Annotated in this window: 11 protein-coding genes, 1 tRNA gene and 1 pseudogene; 2 read left to right on the top strand and 11 right to left on the bottom strand. The window is 73.0% G+C overall.

Features of this window, described 5'->3' with window-relative positions; translation table 11 throughout:
• Positions 1 to 429 precede the first annotated feature (429 nt).
• A complete protein-coding gene (locus IHE55_RS22240) occupies positions 430 to 1,248 on the top strand; it encodes a DNA-formamidopyrimidine glycosylase family protein (protein WP_197990628.1) in 819 nt (272 codons plus the stop codon).
• Between the two features lie 1,041 nt (positions 1,249 to 2,289).
• Here the strand turns inward: IHE55_RS22240 and IHE55_RS22235 are convergent.
• The 10 genes and pseudogenes from IHE55_RS22235 to IHE55_RS22190 form a co-directional block, all read right to left on the bottom strand.
• Entirely contained in the window at positions 2,290 to 2,535 is a 246-nt protein-coding gene (locus IHE55_RS22235) for a hypothetical protein (RefSeq protein WP_197990627.1), read from the bottom strand.
• Between the two features lie 51 nt (positions 2,536 to 2,586).
• Entirely contained in the window at positions 2,587 to 3,075 is a 489-nt protein-coding gene (locus IHE55_RS22230) for a Dps family protein (protein WP_197990626.1), read from the bottom strand.
• A 481-nt stretch (positions 3,076 to 3,556) separates the two neighbouring features.
• Positions 3,557 to 3,940 (bottom strand): helix-turn-helix domain-containing protein, encoded by a 384-nt coding sequence (locus tag IHE55_RS22225; protein ID WP_197990625.1) that lies wholly within the window; start codon positions 3,938 to 3,940, stop codon positions 3,557 to 3,559.
• Positions 3,941 to 4,049: 109 nt separating this feature from the next.
• Positions 4,050 to 4,595: a CinA family protein gene (locus IHE55_RS22220; protein ID WP_197990624.1), complete on the bottom strand. Its 546-nt coding sequence runs from the start codon at positions 4,593 to 4,595 to the stop codon at positions 4,050 to 4,052.
• Complete coding sequence (gene pgsA, locus IHE55_RS22215; protein ID WP_197990623.1) at positions 4,592 to 5,242, bottom strand: CDP-diacylglycerol--glycerol-3-phosphate 3-phosphatidyltransferase; 651 nt, start codon at positions 5,240 to 5,242, stop codon at positions 4,592 to 4,594. The genes IHE55_RS22220 and pgsA overlap by 4 nt, the downstream gene beginning before the upstream one ends.
• Positions 5,239 to 6,732, bottom strand: a complete 1,494-nt coding sequence (gene rimO / locus IHE55_RS22210) for a 30S ribosomal protein S12 methylthiotransferase RimO (RefSeq protein ID WP_197990622.1) — start codon at positions 6,730 to 6,732, stop codon at positions 5,239 to 5,241. The genes pgsA and rimO overlap by 4 nt, the downstream gene beginning before the upstream one ends.
• A 61-nt stretch (positions 6,733 to 6,793) precedes the next feature.
• A pseudogene (locus IHE55_RS22205) lies at positions 6,794 to 7,595 on the bottom strand (helix-turn-helix domain-containing protein).
• A 191-nt stretch (positions 7,596 to 7,786) separates the two neighbouring features.
• Positions 7,787 to 10,555, bottom strand: a complete 2,769-nt coding sequence (locus IHE55_RS22200) for a DNA translocase FtsK (protein WP_197990621.1) — start codon at positions 10,553 to 10,555, stop codon at positions 7,787 to 7,789.
• 173 nt (positions 10,556 to 10,728) lie between these two features.
• Positions 10,729 to 11,400, bottom strand: a complete 672-nt coding sequence (locus IHE55_RS22195) for a response regulator (protein ID WP_197990620.1) — start codon at positions 11,398 to 11,400, stop codon at positions 10,729 to 10,731.
• 275 nt (positions 11,401 to 11,675) lie between these two features.
• Positions 11,676 to 17,159 (bottom strand): HAMP domain-containing hybrid sensor histidine kinase/response regulator, encoded by a 5,484-nt coding sequence (locus IHE55_RS22190; protein ID WP_197990619.1) that lies wholly within the window; start codon positions 17,157 to 17,159, stop codon positions 11,676 to 11,678.
• Between the two features lie 250 nt (positions 17,160 to 17,409).
• Between IHE55_RS22190 and IHE55_RS22185 the strand changes: the two genes are divergently transcribed.
• Positions 17,410 to 20,061, top strand: a complete 2,652-nt coding sequence (locus IHE55_RS22185) for a SpoIIE family protein phosphatase (protein WP_197992167.1) — start codon at positions 17,410 to 17,412, stop codon at positions 20,059 to 20,061.
• 92 nt (positions 20,062 to 20,153) lie between these two features.
• Here IHE55_RS22185 and IHE55_RS22180 read toward each other — a convergent pair.
• Positions 20,154 to 20,226: transfer RNA gene (locus IHE55_RS22180), tRNA-Thr, on the bottom strand.
• Positions 20,227 to 20,321 lie beyond the last annotated feature (95 nt).

The raw sequence follows: 20,321 nt of genomic DNA, 5'->3' as shown, positions 1-20,321 counted from the left end.
CCCAGAGACGGACGCAGCACCCTCGCCGTGGCGACCCGCGCCCCCGGAGACACGGAGACACGGGGACATGGGAACACAGGGACGCGGGGACGCCCGCCGGGAGCGGCCCGCGGGGGGCGAACTGCCCGTGTCGGAGCTGGCGACCAACGCGTACCACCACACCACCACCGACGCGTACATCAGCATGGAGTGGGAGCCGGAGCCACCCGACCTGCGGGTGGCGGTCTGGGACACCGCGCCCGGGCTGCCGCGACCACGGGCCGCCGGGCCGGACGACGAGGGCGGGCGGGGGCCGGCGCCGGCGGAGTCGTGCGCCGACGACTGGGGAGTGGACCGCTACCCCAACGGCAACCTTCGCACCGGCATGGCGCCGGGACGGGCCGGGCCTGGCCTGGGTTGGCGAACCGGACGCCGGGCATCATGGGCCGTATGCCCGAAGGAGACACCGTCTGGCGCGTGGCCCGCACCCTGCACCGGGCGCTGGCCGGACACCGCCTCACCCGCTGCGACCTGCGGGTCCCCAGGCTGGCGACGGTGGACCTCAGCGGCCGCACCGTGACCGAGGTGGTGCCGCGCGGCAAACACCTCCTCACCCGGGTCGAGGGCGGGCTGACCCTCCACTCGCATCTGCGGATGGACGGCGCGTGGCGCGTCTACCGGGCCGGGGAGCGGTGGACGGGCGGGCCCGGTCACCAGATCCGCGCCGTCCTGGGCACCGCGGACCGTACCGCGGTCGGCTACCGGCTGCCGGTCCTGGAACTGCTCCGCACCGCCGACGAGGAGCGGGTGGTCGGCCACCTGGGCCCCGACCCGCTGGGCCCGGACTGGGACGCCGCGGCGGCGCTCCGGCGGCTGCTCGCCGACCCGTCCCGCCCGGTCGGCGACGCCCTGCTCGACCAGCGGAGCCTGGCCGGGCTGGGCAACGTCTACCGGTGCGAGATGTGCTTCCTGCTGCGGGTGACCCCGTGGTCGCCGATCGGGGAGCTGCCGCGCCCCGAACGGATCCCGGTGATGGCGAAGAAACTGCTGGAGGTCAACAAGGGACGACCGGCCCGGATCACCACCGGCGAGACACGGGCGGACCGGGGGCTGTGGGTGTACGGGCGTGCCGGCCTGCCGTGCCGCCGCTGCGGCGCCGCGGTACGGACGGCCCCGCCGGCCCCCGGGAGCGGCGCCGGGGCCCCGGAGGAACGGGTCACCTACTGGTGCCCGCGCTGCCAGGCCGGCCCGGTCCCGGACCAGGTCTGACACCCGGCGCGCGTCCGGACGGTCGCGGCCCGGCCCTCGTACACACCCCGCATCCCGGCATCCCGGGATGTCAGCTTCCGCGCGTCCCGCTGCCCCGTCCCGGTCCCGGCCTCCCACTCCCCCGCATCGGCCGCGGCCCGGCCGGGGAGTCCAGACCCCTCCGGCCACCGCTCCCCCGGCCCAGCGGGAGCGGCGGGATGCGCCGGCCGCTCCGGCGGAACGCCCGCGGCGTCCACCACCGCGGCCCGGACGCCGTTCCACGGCGGGGACGGGTCGCGGGAACGGCCCCGGCGGCCCGGAACGACAGCGCCCCGCTCCCCGGCGGGCGTCCGTCTCCGGACCGTCCCGCCGGGGAGCGGGGTACGCAGTGCACCGGGAGCAGGCTCAGTCCCCAGCCCCCGCATAGGATCGCCGCCTCCACCGGTCCGGCCGCCCCGGTGGCCAGCCGGGCCGCCGCCCACCACCACACCGCGCCGAGCACGCCCAGCACGGGCAGCAGCGTCATCCGGCGGCGCGGCCGCCCGCGCCCGTGTCCCTCCGTTCCGCGGGCCGCCATGGTCGCCTCCTCCGCACGGCGGGACGGGCGCCCGGGAGGCGCCCCCGGTCGTGGAGCGCACCGGCCGCGCCGACCGCCGGGCCCGGCGACAGATCGTCGTCCTGACAACAGCGGCCGCGGGTCCCCGACGACACCGGCGACCGGCCCGTGAGCACCAGGCGCCCGTGACCACACAGCGGCCGGGCCGGTCCGGTGACACGCCCGCCCCGGTGGCCCCGCCGCCCCGGTGACCCCGCGGACCACCGGCTCCGTGACGACGCCGGAGGTCTGCGGGAGCACCCGCACCCGGGTCCGGATGGCTGACGGCCGGTCAGTGGCGGACGGTACGGCGTCCGCCGCCCGTCCGCCGGGCGCGCCGCCGCACGTGCACTCCCTCGTGACGGTTCTGCCCGGCTCGGGGCCGTCCCGCACCGGCCGCCCCGTGAACACGCCGGGCGCATCGGCGCATCCACGGGGCGGCCGGTCCGGCGGCCACCACCGGCAGGTCACCCCCACAGTCCCGGGAACCAGGTGAACTTGTCGCCACCCACCCACCGGACGTCGTCCGGGTCGTCGAGGTCCAGCCGGCCGAGGCCGGCGCGGTGGGCGATGTCCAGGACGTCCGCCAGGGAATGGGCCTGGCCCACCAGCTCTCCGCCGATCTCCACCAGCCGGTACGGCGGTTCACCGGGCTGGACGCCCAGCACCGTCATCCGGGGCACGGTGCTGCGGGGGCTCGCACTCTCGGTCATCGCGAGGCCCACCCCGGCTGACATGACGTCAGCCGGCGGCCGGCGCGGGCGTCAGACGCCCGCCCCGCCCTTCACGGTCTCGGCCTGGAACATCCAGTGGTGCTTCTCCAGATCGGCGGTGAGGCCGATGAGGAGGTCCTGCGTCACCGGGTCGGGCTGCTCGGTGTCCTGGATCCGCTTGCGCATCCGCTCGATGACGGTCGAGAGGGCGCCGACGAGGATGCGGACCGCCTCCTCGTCGCTGCTCCAGCCTTCCTTGACGGTGTCGATGCCGCTGGTCTTGGCGACCGTCTCGGCCCGGCCGTCCGGCGCCACGCCTATCGCCGAGGCCCGCTCGGCGACGGTGTCGGTGTGCTGGCGGGCGGTCTCCACCACCTCGTCGAGCTGCAGATGGACGGAGCGGAAGCGCGGGCCCACCACCGTCCAGTGCACCTGCTTGGCGAGCAGGGACAGGTCCACCAGGTCCACCAGCGCGCCCTGCAGCGCGTCACCGACGATCCGGCGGTTCTCGTCCGACAGAGGGCTCTTCAGCACAGACATCCGCATCCTCCTGTTCGAGTCGCTGGAACCGGGTGGCCGGCCGGGATTCGTCAACAGGCTGATCGGCCGCCCGGTCCTTTCTCCACCATGACACATACCCAGCGAACCGGCTCAAAACAGGTCAATGCCCCTGCCGCGCTCTGCCGCGACCATCAGGTCTGGCATATGCGCCTGGCAGGGGCGTACGTGAGGGCCCGCGCAGGAAAGCGAGGCGGCACCACCCCGCGGAAAGGCTGCGCACGGACGCGGACCAGCGGAGCGCACACCACGTCACGGGCCGCTCTGACCATCCGGCGGGCCGACCGCGGGCCCCGGACCGGAACCGGCGGTCGCGCGAGCACCCGGCGGGGCGGACGGGGCGCCACCTCGAAGGCAGGACCTCGCCGCAGACCGCGAGGGACGGAAGGCCCGAGAGGCGAGGACTGCCCGCGGGACCGGAGTCCCGCGACGGCAGAGGCCCGAGTTGAAGGACGCGGGCCCGTCAGGCCGCGACGACGTCCACGGCCTCCGCGGGCGCCTTGATGGTCACCCGCTCCTCCGGGACACCCGTCACCGAGGAGACCGAGACCGAGTTCAGCATCGGCCGCACCGGTGCCGGCACCGACTCGCCGGCCGTGGCCGACTCCGCCAGCTCCGCGAGCGAGAGTTCATCACTCACCTCGCGCATGACCTGCGACATCCGGACGTCCAGCGCGTCACAGATGGCCGACAGCAGTTCGGACGAGGCTTCCTTCTGTCCCCGCTCGACCTCCGACAGATAGCCGAGCGACACCCGGGCGGAGGAGGAGACCTCGCGCAGGGTTCGGCCCTGGCGCTGACGCTGCCGGCGCAGCACGTCACCCAGCAGGCGACGAAGCAGAATCATCGCTGGCTCCCTCCTCGGACCTCGGATCCGGATCCTTCACGCCCCACCGTACCGCCTCCGGCTCCGCCCGTGCGGGGAGCGATGTCGTGTTCACTCAGGGCTGCAAACATCAAATCCCCCCGTGTTCTTCCGTATCCTGTGCCCTTGCATTCCCGATCAGTTCGCTGAGCAGGAGTTCCAGGGCCGCCGCGGCACTCCTGGAACGGATTCCGGCACGGTCCCCGTCCAGCCGCAGCTCGACCGCCGCTTCCGCGCCGCCGGGACCGGCGACCGCGGTGTACACGGTGCCGACCGGCCGGCCGTCCTGCTCCGCCGGGCCGGCCACCCCGGTGGTGGCGACCCCCCAGTCGGCGCCCAGCAGTCCCCGTACGCCGCGCGCCATCTGCCGCGCGACATCCGGGTCCACGGCCCCGCGCTCGGCGAGCAGCGTCCCGTCCACGCCCAGTACCTCCCGCTTGACGTCGGTGGCGTACGCGGTGACCGCGCCCCGGAAAGCCCGGGAAGCTCCGGGTACCCCGGTCAGCTCGGCGGACACCAGACCGCCGGTGAGCGATTCCGCCACGGCCAGCGTCCGGCCACCTGCCGCCAGCAGCTCCAGGACCCGGGCGGCCGTGTCGGCGCCGCGGGACGGGAGGGGGGACGGGCCGCCGGTCACCGCACCGCCTCCCGCTCGGCCCGCTCGCGCTCGGCGGCCAGTCCCGCGCGCCGCAGCCGGAAGGCCTGCCGTACGTAGTCCAGGCCGGTGACCACGGTCAGCGCGACCGCAACCGCCATCACCCAGAAGCGCAGCGTGGCCAGCGGCCCGGTGAGCGCCAGGATGTACATGCCGACCGCGGTGCCCTGCGCCAGCGTCTTCATCTTCCCGCCCCGGCTGGCCGGGATGACCCCGTGCTTGATCACCCAGAACCGCATCAGGGTGATGCCGATCTCGCGGAAGAGGATCACGCCGGTCACCCACCACGGCAGGTCCTCCAGCGCCGACAGACACACCAGCGCCGCCCCCATGATCGCCTTGTCGGCGATCGGATCGGCGATCTTGCCGAAGTCGGTGACCAGGTTGTACCGGCGTGCCAGGTGGCCGTCGAACAGATCGGTGATCATGGCGATGGCGAAGGCGGCCCAGGCGAACGCGCGCCACGCCGGGTCGTACCCGCCGCCGTGCAGCATGAGCAGCACGAAACCGGGCACCAGCAGCAGCCTGACCATGGTCAGGATGTTCGCGATGTTCCACAGTCCGGCCGGTCGCGCGGACACGGCCGGTGACCGGGCGCCTCCCGCGGTGGATGCCGGGACGTGGGTCATCCGACCGCCTCCTCGGTACACGCGCCGCCTTCCAGCGGCAGCGGCTCCGCCACGAGATCCACTCCCTCCGTCGCGATCACCTTCGCGACGACCATCCGGCCCGGGGCCAGGTCCGCGTCACCGGTGAGCAGGGTCTGGCCGTCGGTCTCGGGGGCCTGGTGGGCACCGCGGCCGACCGGGCCGTCCTCCTCGTCGATGCGGTCCACGAGCACCTCGACCGTCTCGCCCAGCCGCTCCTCGGCGCGCTGGGCGGTCAGCTCCTCGGCCAGCTGCGACACGCGGGCCAGCCGCTCGGCGACCACCTCGGGGTCGAGCTTGCCGTCGTAGCCGGCGGCCTCGGTGCCCTCCTCGTCCGAGTACCCGAAGACGCCGATGGCGTCCAGCCGGGCATGGGTGAGGAAGCGCTCCAGCTCCGCGAGGTCGTCCTCGGTCTCGCCGGGGAAGCCCACGATGAAGTTGGACCGGGCGCCGGCCTGCGGGGCCTTGGCCCGGATCCGGTCGAGCAGTTCCAGGAAGCGGTCGGTGTCGCCGAAGCGGCGCATGGCCCGCAGCACGCCGGGCGCGGAGTGCTGGAAGGACAGGTCGAAGTAGGGGGCCACCTTCTCGGTGGAGGTGAGCACGTCGATCAGCCCGGGCCGCATCTCGGCCGGCTGCAGGTAGCTGACCCGGATGCGCTCGATGCCGTCCACCGCGGCCAGCTCCGGCAGCAGCGTCTCCAGCAGCCGGATGTCCCCCAGGTCCTTGCCGTAGGAGGTGTTGTTCTCGGAGACCAGCATGATCTCCTTCACGCCCTGCTCGGCGAGCCAGCGGGTCTCGCCCAGCACGTCGGAGGGGCGGCGGGAGATGAACGATCCCCGGAAGGAGGGGATGGCGCAGAACGAGCAGCGCCGGTCGCAGCCGGAGGCGAGCTTCACCGAGGCCACCGGGCCGGCGTCCAGGCGCCGGCGGAGCGGGGCGCGGGGCCCGGAGGCGGGGGCCACCCCCTCGGGCAGGTCCGCGGGCGCCGAGGCGAGGGCGTCGGCACCGTGGCCGGGCAGCGCCACGCCGGACGCCCGCTGCCGGTCGGCCGGGCTGATCGGCAGCAGTTTCCGCCGGTCGCGGGGGGTGTGCGGGGCGTGCACCCCGCCGGAGAGGATGGTCTGGAGGCGGTCGGAGATGTCGGCGTAGTCGTCGAAGCCCAGGACTCCGTCGGCCTCCGGCAGGGCCTCGGCCAGCTCCTTGCCGTACCGCTCGGCCATACAGCCGACGGCCACGACGGCCTGGGTCCTGCCGTGGTCCTTCAGGTCGTTGGCTTCGAGCAGGGCATCGACCGAGTCCTTCTTGGCGGCCTCGACGAAACCGCAGGTGTTGACGACGGCGACGTCCGCGTCCGCGGCGTCCTCGACGAGCTCCCAGCCGTCCGCTGCCAAGCGGCCTGCCAGCTCCTCCGAGTCCACCTCGTTACGGGCGCAGCCGAGCGTGACAAGGGCGACGGTACGGCGTTCGGGCATACGCTCAGACTACTTCGTCCCCGCCACCCCTCCCGCTCCCAGGGCCGCGGATCGTCGCCCCTCAGCCCGCCTCGGGGTCTCCCTTGGTGTAGCTCAGCCGCTGGACCTGCCCGTTCTCGCCGACCTCCTCGACCTCTTTGCCGTTGACGAACAGCTGAACGGCGCCGGCGTTGCCGAGCACCAGATCGATCCGCTTGCTGTCGGTGAAGGTCCGGGAGTCGCCCTGCCGCAGCACCCCCTCGTGGATCAGACGCCCGTTGTGGTCGCGGGCGGAGATCCAGCTCTGGCCGTCGTCGGCGCTCAGCTTGACGGTGACCTTGTCCGCCGGGGCCGCGGCGATGGCGGAACCGGTCGGCTCGGGTTCGGGGGGCGGCCGGCTTGCCGGTGGTGGGCGGGGTGGCGGCGGGGGGTCTTCCGGGCGCCTCCTCCGCGACCGTGCCGCCGTCCCCGCTCCCCCCGCCGGTGAAGAGCGTGAAGCCCACGAAGCCGACGACGACCACGATGGCGGCGACCATCGCCGCGGTCCAGTTCGGACGCCGCGGTTCGGAGCTGATGCGTTCGGCCTCGAACAGCGGCGCCGCGGGCGTGGGCTCCGGCCGCCCGCCGTGCTCCTCGTCGTACCGGGCGACGAGCCCGGCCGGGTCGAGGCCGACCGCGCGGGCGAGCGCCCGGATGTGGCCGCGGGCGTAGACGTCGCCGCCGCAGCGGCTGAAGTCGTCCTGCTCGATGGCGCGCACCAGGGGCACGCGCACGCGAGTGGTCTGGCTGACCTCGTCGACGGAGAGGCCGGCGTGGATACGGGCCTGCTGGAGGGCCTGACCGACCGAGAGCCGGTCGTCTTCGCGGGAGTTGCCGATGGACACGGGGGCGCCTTTCGAGCGTGTAGCCACCTGCTGGAGGTTCAGTCTAGGGGTGGTGCGAAAGGGTCGGGCAAGCGGGAGGGGGGACTTTGTACGCCATCAGAACAGGCCGTACGGCCCGCTGCCGGCGCACTCCGCCCACCGCTCTGCCCACCTTGACGTACCGGCCGGGAAAAGGGTTGCCCGGCGTTCCCTCACGGTTGAGCCTCCCCACGGATCACCGCGAGCACTCCATCCAGATCGTCCGGTTTGACCAGGACGTCCCGGGCCTTGGATCCCTCGCTGGGCCCCACGATCCCCCGCGACTCCATCAGGTCCATCAGCCGTCCGGCCTTGGCGAAGCCCACCCGCAGCTTCCGCTGGAGCATCGAGGTGGACCCGAACTGGGTGGACACCACCAGTTCGGCCGCCTGGCACAGCAGGTCCAGGTCGTCGCCGATGTCCTCGTCGATCTCCTTCTTCCGCTCCGTCCCGACCGTCACGTCGTCCCGGAAGACCGGCGCCATCTGCGCCTTGCAGTGCGCGACGACGGCGGCCACCTCCTCCTCGGTGACGTAGGCGCCCTGCATCCGGACCGGCTTGCTCGCCCCCATCGGCAGGAAGAGGCTGTCGCCCTTGCCGATCAGCTTCTCGGCGCCGGCCTGGTCGAGGATGACGCGGCTGTCGGCGAGCGAGGAGGTGGCGAAGGCGAGCCGGGAGGGCACGTTCGCCTTGATCAGACCGGTCACCACGTCCACCGAGGGCCGCTGGGTGGCGAGCACCAGGTGGATGCCGGCGGCGCGGGCCAGCTGGGTGATGCGGACGATGGAGTCCTCCACGTCACGCGGCGCCACCATCATCAGGTCCGCCAGCTCGTCCACGATCACCAGCAGGTACGGGTAGGGCCGCAGCTCCCGCTCGCTGCCCTCGGGCGGGGTGACCTTGCCGCGGCGGACGGCGGCGTTGAAGTCGTCGATGTGCCGGAACCCGAACGCCGCCAGGTCGTCGTAGCGCAGGTCCATCTCCCGCACCACCCACTGCAGCGCCTCGGCGGCGCGCTTGGGGTTGGTGATGATCGGCGTGATCAGGTGCGGGATCCCCTCGTACGCGGTCAGCTCCACCCGCTTGGGGTCCACCAGCACCATCCGCACGTCGTCCGGGGTGGCGCGGACCATCACCGAGGTGATCAGGCAGTTGATGCAGGACGACTTGCCGGACCCGGTCGCACCGGCCACCAGCACGTGCGGCATCTTCGCCAGGTTCGCCGAGACGTAACCGCCCTCGACGTCCTTGCCCAGCCCCACCACCATCGGGTGGTCCTCACCGACCGCGTCCGCCGAGCGCAGCACGTCCCCCAGGTTGACCATCTCCCGGTCGCTGTTGGGGATCTCGATGCCGACGGCCGACTTGCCGGGGATCGGGCTGATGATCCGCACGTCCGGGCTGGCGACCGCGTACGCGATGTTCTTGGTGAGCGCCGTGATCCGCTCGACCTTGACCGCCGGACCCAGCTCCACCTCGTAGCGGGTGACCGTCGGCCCCCGGGTGAAGCCGGTCACCCGGGCGTCCACCTTGAACTCCGCGAAGACGGTGGTGAGCGAGGCGACCACCGCGTCGTTGGCCGCGCTGCGGGTCTTGCCCGGACCGCCGCGCCGCAGCAGGTCGAGCGAGGGCAGCGCGTAGGTGATGTCGCCGGCCAGCTGGAGCTGCTCGGCGCGCGGCGGCAGCGGCTCCGCCGGCTCGGGCGCGGACCGGGTCAGGTCCGGGACGACCGCGGTGCGCTCCCCGGCCCCGGCGGACGGGGCGGCCTGCGCACCGGCCCGCTCCGCCCCCGGCGGGGCGGACTCCCGGGCCGGCGGCACCGCCGCGCCCCGCTCGGTGGAGATCCCGGAGCTGAGCCCGGCCACCAGCGGCGAGGGCTGCACCCCGTGCAGCACGGCCCCGTCCAGCGCCGCCGCCGCGGCGGCGGCCACGTCCACCGCGTCCGGCGGGCCGGCCGCCGGCGGCTCCACCGGGACGGCCCGGCGGCGGCGGGCGGGTGCCTCCTCCTCGGCCGGCCCCGGACCGACGGCGGGCGGCGCGGCGGCCCGGCGCGGACGGCGGGCCGGCGGCGGGTACTCCTCGAACTCCTCCTCCACCGGGTCCTCCGGGTGGCCGTAGCCGTACCCGGGGTCGCGCAGCAGGCCCAGCCGGACGCCCAGCGACCGCAGCCGCTGTGGGACCGCCGCCACCGGCGTGGCGGTGACCACCAGCAGCCCGAAGACGGTGAGCAGCACCAGCAGCGGGACCGCGAGCACCGCGCCCATCGCGTAGATCAGCGGGGCGGAGAACAGCCAGCCGATGAGGCCGCCGGCGTCCTGCACCGCCTCGGTGTCGGCGCGCGCCGGGGAGCCGCAGGCGATGTGCACCTGTCCCAGGACGCCGGCGACCAGGGCGGACAGTCCGATGACGATCCGCCCGTTGGCCTCCGGCCGCTCCGGGTGGAGGAACAGCCGGGTGGCGACGACGCCCAGCAGTATCGGCACGACCAGGTCCAGCCGCCCGAACGCCCCGGTCACCAGCATCTCCACCAGATCGCCGACCGGTCCGCGGAGGCTGGACCAGGTGCCCGCCGCCACGATCAGCGCCAGGGCGAGCAGCAGCAGCGCCACCCCGTCCTTGCGGTGGGCCGGGTCCAGGCCGCGGGCGCCCCGCCCTATGCCGCGGAAGAGCGCCGCGACCGCGCGGGCCAGGCCCATCCACACCGCGCGGACCATGCGCAGGACACCGTTGGTGGGGGACGGCGCCGGCTTGGGCGGCGCCTTGGCCACGGCCTTCTTCGCCGGCGGCTTCCGCGCGGGCGCGGCGGGCTTCCCGGCGGGCGCCTTCCCGGCCGCCGCCTTCTTCGCGGGGGCCTTCCTGACGGCGCCTCCGGACTGCCCGGCGCGCTGCTTCGAGGTGCCCGCCGTGCTCTGGGAACCCTTGCCGGACGTACGAGAGGCCATGGGGGCGAGACTACCCGCGTCCACCGTACGGGGCACGTAGGGCCGCCCGTTTCCGCCGGCGTACCGGCGGCGCCGACCCCGCCCCGCGGCCACCCGCCTGACCGGGCGTCAGCGCGGTCGGCCGGCTCCCGGAGGGCGGCGCGGACCGCCCGGGTGCCGCGGCCGGCGCGTCGTCAGCCCTGGGCGGGCGGCGGGCCGCCGCCGGTGCCCGGCTCCAGCGCGTCCAGCGCCCGCCGCAGCCCGGTCAGCTTCCGCTCCAGATGGGCGGCGGTGGCCACCACCGCCGCGTCCGCGGACTCGTTGAGCTGCTTGGACAGCGCCTCCGCCTGCTCCTCCACGGCGGCCAGCCGGGCCGACAGCTCCGCCAGCAGACCGGCCGGCTCCTTGCCGTCCACGGCGAGCGACTGGTCGTTCTCCAGCTGCAGCCTCAGCAGCGCGGCCTGCTCCCGCAGCTGACAGTTCTTCATGTACAGATCGACGAAGACCGACACCTTGGCGCGCAGCACCCACGGGTCGAACGGCTTGGAGATGTAGTCCACCGCGCCGGCCGCGTAACCCCGGAAGGTGTGGTGCGGCCCGTGGTTGATCGCGGTGAGGAAGATGATCGGGATGTCCCGGGTGCGCTCCCGCCGCTTGATGTGCGCCGCGGTCTCGAAGCCGTCCATGCCCGGCATCTGGACGTCCAGCAGGATGACCGCGAAGTCATCCGTCAGCAGCGCCTTGAGCGCTTCCTCCCCTGACGATGCCCGTACCAGGGTCTGATCGAGCGCGGAGAGGATGGCCTCCAGCGCCAGCAGATTCTCCGGCCGGTCATCGACCAGGAGGATCTTGGCCTTCTGCACCATGGCCGACCGTCCTCCTCGCCCTGGCATCGGGCCGCCCCTGCTCGTCGAGCGCGGGGAAGCTCCGTGCGCCGCCCCTGGGGACGACTCCCTCGCGCCGCCCGTCCTTGTGCCGGTCATGGTAGCCGTACCCCGCCCGCCGACACACCCTGTCACCGCGATGTCACTGCGCACATGAGCGAAACGCGGTGGGGGTCCGGAAGGTTCCCCACCGGGCCCCCTCCCACACCCCCGGGGCGACGGAGTGTCAGCAAACTGCCGCGCCGGCACCCCGTCCGTCACTCCCCGCGCATCCACTGCTCCATCACCGTCAGCAGGTGATCGGTGTCGACAGGCTTGGTGACGTAGTCCGACGCCCCCGCCTCGATGCTCTTCTCCCGGTCGCCCTTCATCGCCTTGGCGGTGAGCGCGATGATCGGCAGCCCGGCGAACTGCGGCATGCGCCGGATCGCCGCGGTGGTGGCGTACCCGTCCATCTCGGGCATCATGATGTCCATCAGGACCAGCACCACGTCGTCGTGCTGCTCCAGGACCTCGATGCCCTCCCGGCCGTTCTCCGCGTAGAGCACCTGCAGACCGTGCTGTTCCAGCACGCTGGTGAGCGCGAAGACGTTGCGGATGTCGTCGTCGACGATCAGCACCTTCTCCCCGTGGAACCCGGTGCCCGGGTCCGGGGCCACCAGGTCCTGACCACCCACCAGCCACGGCTCGGGCGCCTGGCCGGCCGCCCGGCCCGCGTCCTGGCCGGCGCGTGCGGCCCGCTGCCGCCGCCGGGACAGCCCGGCGGCACCGGACTGCCGGGCCGGGGCCGCCGGCCCGGCGGGCGGCTCCTCCGCCACCGCCGGGACCTCCTCGGCCGGCTCCTCGGCGGCCGGCGGCAGCGCCATCCCGGCCCCGCCGCCGGGCGCCTGCTGCGGATAGCCGTGCGGCGGCAGCTCGCTGGGATGCAGCGGCAGGTAGAGGGTGAAGGTCGAACCCCGCCCGACCTCGCTGTCCGCGTGGATCTCCCCGCCCAGCAGCCGGGCGATCTCCCGGCTGATGGACAGACCCAGGCCGGTACCGCCGTACTTGCGGCTGGTGGTGCCGTCGGCCTGCTTGAACGCCTCGAAGATCACCCGCATCTTGCTCGCCGCGATCCCGATGCCGGTGTCCGTCACCGAGAACGCGATCATCTCGGCGTCCGCGTCGCGCAGCGCGCCCGCCTCCAGCAGCTGCTCCCGGATCGCGTCCGGCACGTCCGGCCCGGCGGGCCGGATGACCAGCTCCACCGCGCCGGAGTCGGTGAACTTCACCGCGTTCGACAGCAGGTTGCGCAGCACCTGCAGCAGCCGCTGCTCGTCGGTGTGCAGGGTCGCCGGCAGCTCCGGGGAGACCCGCACCGAGAAGTCCAGGCCCTTCTCCGCGGTCAGCGGCCGGAAGGTGGCCTCGACGTAGTCCACCAGCTGCACCAGGGCGATCCGGGTGGGACTGACGTCCATCTTGCCCGCCTCGACCTTGGACAGGTCCAGGATGTCGTTGATCAGCTGGAGCAGGTCCGAACCGGCCCCGTGGATGGTCTCGGCGAACTCCACCTGCTTGGGCGAGAGGTTGCCGTCGGCGTTGTCGGCCAGCAGCTTGGCCAGGATCAGCAGCGAGTTGAGCGGGGTGCGCAGCTCGTGCGACATGTTGGCGAGGAACTCGGACTTGTAGCGCATCGAGACCGCGAGCTGCTCGGCGCGCTCCTCCAGGACCTGCCGGGCCTCCTCGATCTCGGTGTTCTTCACCTCGATGTCCCGGTTCTGCCGGGCCAGCCGCTCCGACTTCTCCTCCAGCTCGGCGTTGGACGCCTGCAGCGCCTTCTGCCGGTTCTCCAGCTCCGCCGAGCGCTCCCGCAGCTGCTCGGTCAGCTCCTGGGACTGCTTGAGCAGCTCCTCGGTCTTGGTGTTGACGCTGATGGTGTTGACGCTGGTGCCGATCATCTCGGCGATCTGGTTGAGGAAGTCCTTCTGGATCTGCGCGAAGGGCTGGAAGGAGGCCAGCTCGATGACGCCGAGGACCTTGCCCTCGAAGAGCACCGGCAGCACGATCACGTGCGCCGGGGTCGCCTCGCCGAGCCCGGAGGCGATCTTCAGGTAGCCCGGCGGCACGTTCTCCATCAGGATGGTGCGCTTCTCCTTCGCCGCGGTGCCGATCAGCGTCTCACCGGGCCGGAACGAGGTGGGCATCGAGCCCATCGCGTAGCCGTAGCTGCCGATGAGCCTCAGCTCGTAGGTGTCGTCGTCCACACCGTCCGCGCCAGCCGTCTCCCCCTCGGCGGCGGGCACCGCGAGGAAGAACGCGCCGTGCTGGGCGGAGACCACCGGGGTCAGCTCGCTCATGATCAGCCCGGCCACGTCCTCCAGCTCCCGCCGGCCCTGCATCAGGCCGGAGATCCGGGCGAGGTTGCCCTTGAGCCAGTCCTGCTCCTTGTTGGCGAGCGTGGTCTCCCGCAGGTTGGCGATCATCGTGTTGATGTTGTCCTGGAGCTTGAGGATCTCGCCCCGGGCGTCCACGTCGATCCGCAGGTTGAGGTCGCCGCGGGTGACCGCGGTGGCCACCTCGGCGATGGCCCGCACCTGCCGGGTGAGGTTCCCGGCCATCTCGTTCACCGATTCGGTCAGGTCCTGCCAGGTGCCGGCCACGTCCCGCACCCGCGCCTGACCGCCCAGCTGCCCCTCGGTGCCCACCTCACGGGCCACCCGGGTGACCTCCTCGGCGAACGAGGACAGCTGGTCCACCATGGTGTTGATGGTGGTCTTCAGCTCCAGGATCTCGCCCCGGGCGTCGATGTCGATCTTCTTGGTGAGGTCACCGTTGGCGATCGCGGTGGTGACCATCGCGATGTTGCGCACCTGGCCGGTGAGGTTGTTCGCCATCGAGTTGACGGACTCGGTCAGGTCCTTCCACGTCCCGGACACCCCCGGCACCCGCGCCTGGCCGCCGAGGATGCCCTCGGTGCCCACCTCGCGGGCCACCCGGGTCACCTCGTCCGCGAACGACGACAGCGTGGTCACCATGGTGTTGACGGTGTCGGCGAGCTGCGCCACCTCACCGCGCGCCTCCACGGTCACCTTCTTGGTCAGGTCGCCGTTGGCCACCGCCGTGGCCACGTGGGAGATGTTGCGCACCTGGTTGGTGAGGTTGTTCGCCATCAGGTTCACATTGCTGGTCAGGTCCTTCCAGATGCCGGTGACGCCCGGCACCCGCGCCTGACCGCCCAGCTGGCCCTCGGTGCCCACCTCGCGGGCCACCCGGGTCACCTGCTCGGCGAAGTCCGACAGCTGGTCCACCATCGTGTTCACGGTGGTGACCAGCTCCAGGATCTCCCCCTTGGCGTCCACGGTGATCTTCTTCGACAGGTCGCCCTTGGCGACCGCCGTGGTCACCTCCGCGATGTTGCGCACCTGGGAGGTCAGGTTGGCCGCCATGAAGTTGACCGACTGGGTCAGGTCCTTCCATGTGCCGGAGACGCCCTGCACCTCCGCCTGGCCGCCGAGGATGCCCTCGGTGCCCACCTGCCGGGCCACCCGGGTGACCTGCTCGGCGAACGACGAGAGCTGGTCGACCATGGTGTTCAGGGTGTTCCGCAGCTCCAGGATCTCGCCCCGGGCGTCCACGTCGATCTTCTGCGACAGGTCGCCGCGCGCCACCGCCGTGGCGACCTGGGCGATGTTGCGGACCTGGGCGGTGAGGTTGCTGGCCATGCCGTTCACCGAGTCCGTCAGGTCCCGCCACACCCCGGCCACGCCCGGCACCCGGGCCTGACCGCCCAGCCGCCCGTCGGTGCCCACCTCGCGGGCCACCCGGGTCACCTGCTCGGCGAAGTCCGACAGCTGGTCCACCATCGTGTTGATGGTGTTCTTCAGCTCCAGGATCTCGCCCCGGGCGTCCACCTCGATCTTCTGCGACAGGTCGCCGCGCGCCACCGCCGTGGTCACCTGGGCGATGTTGCGGACCTGCGAGGTGAGGTTCCCGGCCATGAAGTTCACCGAGTCGGTGAGGTCCTTCCAGGTGCCGGAGACCCCGTCCACCTTGGCCTGACCGCCCAGCCGGCCCTCGGTGCCCACGTCCCGGGCCATCCGGGTCACCTGGTCGGCGAACGACGACAGCTGGTCCACCATGGTGTTCACGGTGTTCTTCAGCTGGAGCATCTCGCCGGAGACGTCGACGGTGACCTTCTGCGTCAGGTCGCCGTTGGCCACCGCCGTGGTCACCTGGGCGATGTTGCGGACCTGGCCGGTGAGGTTGCGGAAGGCGGTGTTCACCGAGTCGGTGAGGTCCTTCCACGTCCCCGCCGCCCCCGGCACCTGCGCCTGACCGCCCAGCTCGCCCTCGACGCCGATCTCCCGCGCCACCCGGGTCACCTCGGAACCGAAGGACTGGAGCTGGTCCACCATCGTGTTGACGGTGTTCTTCAGCTCCAGCATCTCCCCGGCCACGTCGACGGTGACCTTCTGCGACAGGTCGCCGTTGGCCACCGCCGTGGTCACCTGCGCGATGTCCCGCACCTGCGCGGTGAGGTTGCGGAACGCGGTGTTCACCGAATCGGTGAGGTCCTTCCACGTCCCCGCCGCCCCCGGCACCTGCGCCTGACCGCCCAGCAGCCCCTCGGCGCCCACTTCGCTGGCGACGCGCGTCACCTCGTCGGCGAAGGTGCGCAGCGTCTCGGTCATGGTGTTGATCGTCTCGGCGAGCTGCGCCATCTCGCCGCGCGCGCTCACCGTCACCTTCTGCGACAGGTCACCGCTGGCCACCGCCGTGGTCACCTGCGCGATCCCGCGCACCTGGGCGGTGAGGTTGCTGGCCATCAGGTTGACCGAGTCGGTCAGGTCCTTCCAGACGCCGGCCACCCCGGGCACCTGCGCCTGGCCGCCCAGCTCGCCCTCGGTCCCCACCTCCCGCGCCACCCGGGTCACCTCGGAGGCGAACGAGGAGAGCTGGTCCACCATGGTGTTCACGGTGTTCTTCAGCTCCAGCATCTCCCCGTCCACGTGCACCGTGACCTTGCGGGAGAGATCGCCCTTGGCCACCGCGGTGGTGACGTGAGCGATGTCACGCACCTGGGCGGTGAGCCGGGAGGCCATCGTGTTGACGGAGTCCGTCAGGTCCTTCCACGAACCCGACATGCCCCGCACCCGGGCCTGGCCGCCGAGCTTCCCCTCGGTCCCCACCTCGCGGGCCACCCGGGTCACCTCGTCGGTGAACGCCGACAACTGGTCCACCAGCCCGTTGACGGTCCGCCCCACCCGCAGGAACTCCCCGCGCAGCGGATGCGGCGCGGTGCCGTCCGGCCCCTGCGCCCGCAGGTCCATCCGCTGGTCCAGGTCGCCCTCGGCGACGGCGGTGAGCACCCGGCCCACCTCCGACACAGGCCGCACCAGGTCGTCCACGAGCGCGTTGGAGGCGTCGATCGCCGCCGCCCAGGCGCCCTCGCAGGGACCGGCGTCCAGCCGCTCGGTGAGCTTGCCCTCGCGGCCCACCACCCGCCGCACCCGGGCCAGCTCCCCGGTGAGCTGGAGATTACGCTCCGCGATCTCGTTGTACACCTCGGCGATCTCGGCCATCACGCCGTCGCCGGAGACGGTGAGGCGCTTGCGGAAGTTGCCGTCCCGCATCGCCGTCATGACCTCCAGCAGACGGTTCAGGCCGGCCGTCTCCACCTCGATCGTCCCGCCGCGCCTGACCCGGGACTGTCCGCCTTTCGCGCGCGTGCCCTTGCCCCGCGCCGCTGCGCCAGACTCCACCGTGTCCCTCCCGCAGGTCGAACGTCCTCGCCGGGTTCTTCCGTCTCCGAGCTCCCAGTGTTTCACTCCGGGACCGCCGGGCCGTAACAGTTGGGCAGCATCGCATACCGGACAGGGCACTCTCAGGGTGGAAAGACCTCGACCGGCATTCGCGCGCGCCGGTGAGGTAAGTAACCTGGCATCCGGCTAGGGCATCGGAGGGGCGCTGCACATGGGTGAGCAGATCGCCGGGACGCACATGAGGAGAGCTGTGATCACGGCGCGGGCGGCCGCCACCTTCGATCCGGTGGGACGCTCGGTCGCCTCCGCCCGCACCTTCGTCCGCGACACCCTGCAGGGCTGGGGCCTGGGCGACATCGTGGACGACGCCGTGGTGCTCACCAGCGAGCTGGTCACCAACGCCGTCGTGCACGCCGGCACCGCCGCCGAGGTCAGCTGCGTCCGCGCCGACGACGGCGTCCGGGTGGAGGTCGCCGACCGGTACCCGGAGCGCGAACTGCCGGTGGAGAACGCCGGGCGCAACTACGGCTCGCCGGACCGCGAGGGCGGCCGGGGCCTGCTGCTGTGCGCCGCCCTCGCCTCCCGCTGGGGCGTGGAGTACAGCGCGGCCCGCAAGCGCGTGTGGTTCCAGCTCGACTTCCCCGACCGCCCGGCCGGCACCCGCTCGGCGGGCCCGGCCCTGCCGCCCGAGGCGCTGCCGGTCACCGACGCCCGGGTGCGCGTGGCGGTGGTCCAGATCGACCACACCGCCGCGGTCAGCTCCTGGAACGACGACGCCCGGGCCCTGTTCGGCCATGCTCCCGAGCAGGTCGTCGGCAAGCCGCTGACCGACCTGGCGGCCTGGCCGCACACCCCCGGCACCGGGACCGGGATCGCCGAGGCGCTCCAGCTCTCCCGCTGGGAGGGCAGCTACGGCATCCGCGGCGCGGACGGCCGCATCATCCCCGTCTACGCCTCCCACCTGCGGGTACGGAACGCCGACGGCGAGCCGTCCACGGTCTGCCTGCTGGTCCGCGACCACGAGCGCGCGGTGCTGCAGAGCCCGGTGCGCGGCCCGGCCGCCGGCGACGGCACCGGCCCGGCGGACCGCGGCAGCCCCGCCGACGCCTTCGAGGTCTTCATCGGCTCCCCGGCCCCCGACGACCTCGACGGACTGCTGCAGCGGACCGTGGAGCGCGCCCGCGACATGCTCGACGGCGACGCCGCCTACCTGCTGCTGGCCACCGACGACGAGACCGAGCTGGAGGTGCGTGCCTCCACCGGGCTGCCCTCGGCCCGCCAGCGCTTCGCCCGGGTGCCGGTGGAGGCCGGCTCGGGCCGCTACGGGTCGGCGCGGATGCCCGCGGTGCACGAGGACCTCACGGTGGTGCCCGGCGCGGTGCCGCTGCTGGCCAACACCGGGATGCGCTCGGTGGTGACGGTCCCGCTGAAGGTCGAGGGCCGGCTGACCGGTTCGATCGGCGTCGCCGCCGAGGCGCCCGGCCGTTACACCAACGAGGAGGCGCTGCGGCTGCAGTTCGCCGCCGACCGGATCGCGCTGGCGGTGGAGTCGGCGCGGCTGACCGAGCTGGAGCGGCTGCGCCGCGGCTCCCTGTCGTTCCTGGTCGAGGCCTCCGACCTGCTGGCCGGCACGCTCGACCGCGACCAGACGCTGGCGCTGATGGCCCAGATGACCGTGCCGACCCTGGCCACCTGGTGCGCGGTGTACACCATCGCCGACCCCTCCTCGGACCCGGAGCTGAGCTATGTGCTGCACGAGGACGAGGACCGGATCGACGGACTGAAGGCGCTGCTGGCGAAGGTGCCCCCGCCCGAGCCGGTGCTCGCGCCGGGCGCCCGGGTCTGGTCGGCGCCGGCGGAGGCGGCGAACGCCGCGGCGCTGCGGACCACGCTGCGCAGCCTCAACCTCGGTGACTCCGCCCGCCCTTCGTCCGGGCCGGGGGCCACGCTGGCCACCGCCGCCGCGGTCGGCGGCGAGACGGTGGTCCTGCCGCTGGTGGCCCGCAACCGGGCGATCGGCATGCTGACCCTGGGCAAGCCGACCGACGAGCACTTCCGCCAGGAGATCCTGGAACTGGCCGAGGACCTGTCGCGCCGGGCCGCCCTGGCGCTGGACAACGCCCGGCTGTACTCGGAGCGCACCGCCATCAGCCAGTCGCTGCAGCGCAGTCTGCTGCCGCCGGAGCTGCCCGAGGTGCCCGGCGTCGAGGTCGAGGTGATCTACCGGGCGGCCGGTGAGGGCAACGAGGTCGGCGGCGACTTCTACGACGTCTTCCCCATCCGGGACGGCGCGTACGGCTTCGCCATCGGCGATGTGTGCGGCACCGGCCCGGAGGCCGCGGCGGTCACCGGCCTGGCCCGGCACGCGCTGCGCCTGCTGGCCCGGGAGGGGTTCGGCGGCCCGGCCGTGCTGGAGCGGCTCAACGCCGCCATCCTCGACGAGGGCGCCCGCAGCCGGTTCCTGACCCTCCTCTACGGGGAGCTGTGGCCGCAGCCGGACGGCAGCGCCCGGCTGAAGGTGGTCTGCGCCGGGCATCCGCTGCCGCTCCGGCTGCGGCCGGACGGCCGGGTCGAGCCCGCCGCCGAACCGCAGCCGCTGCTCGGGGTGATGGACGACCTGGAGCTGTACGAGGAGAGCGTGACGCTCGATCCGGGTGACGTCCTGCTGTGCGTCACCGACGGGGTCACCGAGCGCCGCGAGGGATCCCGGATGCTCGGGGACGACGGGCTGGCGGACGTTCTCACCACCTGCACCGGGCTGACCGCCGGCGCGGTGGCGGCCCGGGTGCTGAGGGCGGTGGAGCGGTTCGCCGCCGCCCCGCCGTCGGACGACATGGCGATCCTGGCGATGCGCGTGCCCGAGCCGCGGACCGCTCCCGACCAGCCGCCGGCCCGGAACTGACAGCCGCGGTCGCGCGGAACACCCACCGAACTCCGCCGACCGGGCCGGGAATACGGAGAAGGCCCCCGCCGTGTGGCGGGGGCCTTCTGTCGAGCCCCAATACGGAATCGAACCGTAGACCTTCTCCTTACCATGGAGACGCTCTGCCGACTGAGCTATTGGGGCGGGCCAACAAGAAGAATCATACCCGAACTTGGGTGCGCTCCGAACCACCCTTCTCATCCGCCACACCGGGCCACACCGGTACCGCTGTCACCGGG

This window comes from Streptomyces pactum, assembly GCF_016031615.1.
GTDB classification, from domain to species: domain Bacteria; phylum Actinomycetota; class Actinomycetes; order Streptomycetales; family Streptomycetaceae; genus Streptomyces; species Streptomyces pactus.
This window is presented reverse-complemented; position numbering and strand designations above follow the sequence as displayed.